Below are 2,286 nucleotides of genomic sequence, written 5' to 3' on the forward strand. Positions count from 1 at the left end.
CCCTTTCCGAGGTCATTTCGGGCAGGAAACCCTTTCCGAGGTCATTTCGGGCAGGAAATGCCGTTTCCAGGCGTCTCGTGCGCGCGCTCAGGTCCATCAGGGCGTAATAAGGGCTCGATCCAATGGTGATCTCGCTTCTCTCCTCTGGGATGAGCTTCAGGTGGCTCGAACCCGCCAGATCGATGCTCACCTTCGTCGCGTTGTCGTCCCAGTAGTGCGCGAGCGCCACGTAGTAGCCGCAGGCGGTCTCCGCCGGCGCCGCGAGGCGCTGCGGCGAGCGGATGGCGGACTTGGTGGCGATCGGGACGGCGCAGCCGGCCAGGGCCGCGGTGAGGAACAGGGCGGCGAGCGCCCTACCCCTCACGCATCCTCCCACTTGCCGAAGACTTGGCCGACGACCACGAAGGCAAGTCCTTGTGCGCGCTCAGATAGGGAAAGCTGCGCGTCGTATAGTCGCTGCCGTCGACGGCAAGAAGAATATTCATGATGCTCTCCAGTTCACCTCAGATCGATCTCTGTTGCCTTGGTGATGGTTGAAACGTCGTCGGTCTTGTTTGCCCCCGGTCAAACGCCGGGGTGCTTTGCGACGGATCCCATGGGAGTTTCGCACCACCCAGCGCTACGCGTGAGTAAGGCCGCCATGCCAACCAGGAGTTCGGATGACTCCGGCTTGCATAGCCCATCACCCGATGTGCCACGAGCGCTGATGCAGTCCCCACTTGACGCATTCAAACCACAACCAGGCCACGGTCGAAGCACCCAGCGCCCGCCAATAGCAGTAACAACGACGGTTGCGCGAAGGAGAACAGGCGACTGGTCGCCGGGACGGCGAGCACGGTGCCCAGCAGCATGATCGTGCCCAGGGCAATCCAGCCGAACTGTCGGTTGGACTCGCCATTGCCGTGCCAGGCGCTTCGGCCCCAAGAACGGTTGGTCTGGATCAGCGCCAAGTTGGACAACACGAGGACCACGAAAGTCAACGCCCGCGCCAGGTTGTCACGGTCGACTTCCGACGATGCGACAAACCGACTGCCGGCGTACACCCCGAGCAACAATGCCAGCAAGCCGGCGCCTTGCCAAAGGCCGCGGATCAGAACGACCCTGTCGAAGAGGCGCTGGTCGGCACGGCGCGGAGGCTTCTTCATGACATCACTCTCCAGAGGCTGGACTTCGAAAACCACGGAGCAGTCTGGGTCGATGATCAGCTGCAGGAACAGGATGTGCACCGGCATCAGCAGCATTGGCCAGCCCAGCAGCACCGGAATGATGGACAGGCCGACGATCGGCACGTGCGCGGCCACCACGAAGACGATCGCCTTGCGAAGGTTCGCGAACACGCGGCGCCCGTAGCGCACCGCTGTCACGAGCGAGGCGAAGTCATCGTTCATCAGTACCAGTGCGGCCGCCTCGCGCGCCACCTCGGTGCCGCGAGCACCCATCGCCACCCCGATGTCGGCCGCCTTCAGCGCGGGTGCGTCGTTGACGCCGTCGCCGGTCATGGCCACCACGTCGCCCCGCGCGCCGAAGGCGCGCACAAGGCGCAGCTTCTGGTCGGGCTGCACGCGAGAAAAAATGTGTGCCACGGCGAGCCGTGCCTGAAGCTCGTCATCGGACAGCGCGCCCAACTCGACGCCGGTGATGGCCGGCGCATCGGCATTCAGACCAGCCTGCCGCGCGACGGAAACGGCGGTCGCGGAATGGTCGCCCGTCATCATTACGACGCGGATGCCGGCCTCCCGGCATTCGGCGATGGCCTGGAACACGTCGGGGCGCACAGGGTCATCGAGTCCGATCAGCCCGAGGAACCGGAACTCGAAGTCGTGCTGCAGTTCGGGCAACGATCGCCGAAGGTGGCCCGCGCCACGCCCAGGACGCGCAGGCCATCCCGCGCCATCGACCGAACTTGCGCAGCCACTATCAGGGAGGGCCCTCGCCGTCCGGCTCGTATCTTCGCCGTCTCCTTGGTCGGGTCGATGGGCGGGGCGGGCTGCTTCACGCTGGTGTTGCTGTCTGGCATGGCGTCTCCTTTCGAGTCCTCAGGGTCCGTCGGATGCCTCCAGCGCGGCGTAGGAGCCTGCCGAGGCCGCAGGTCCGTTCATGCCGCCACATCCATTGGTGGCACTCCCCTCAGGCCCACTAGCCTGGATTTCCACGCTGGGTAGTTCGCCTAACGCGGTGGCCTGTTCGTCAGGGGCTGGGGGTTACGCCGACATGCGCAGAGAGTAGCCCTTCCACCAGGGAATGGGGATCGCAGTATTGAGCAATCCGGAGGCGAGAACGATGGGC

At 64.8% G+C, this 2,286-nt stretch carries 3 protein-coding genes; all 3 read right to left on the reverse strand.

The features are described from left to right. The coding region (locus AC1DY5_RS52015; protein WP_478122080.1) for a hypothetical protein at positions 1 to 364 on the reverse strand (364 nt) is incomplete at its 3' end. Further along, positions 354 to 485 carry a hypothetical protein gene (locus AC1DY5_RS52020; RefSeq protein WP_478122081.1) on the reverse strand — a complete coding sequence of 44 codons (132 nt, stop codon included), beginning with the start codon at positions 483 to 485 and terminating at the stop codon, positions 354 to 356. The genes AC1DY5_RS52020 and AC1DY5_RS52015, both read right to left, overlap by 11 nt. 243 nt (positions 486 to 728) lie before the next feature. Beyond that, the gene (locus tag AC1DY5_RS52025) at positions 729 to 1,838 is read right to left on the reverse strand and encodes an HAD-IC family P-type ATPase (protein WP_478122082.1); all 1,110 of its coding nucleotides are present in this window, start codon (positions 1,836 to 1,838) and stop codon (positions 729 to 731) included. Positions 1,839 to 2,286 lie beyond the last annotated feature (448 nt).

It is taken from the genome of Variovorax sp. P4_D9 (assembly GCF_056401695.1).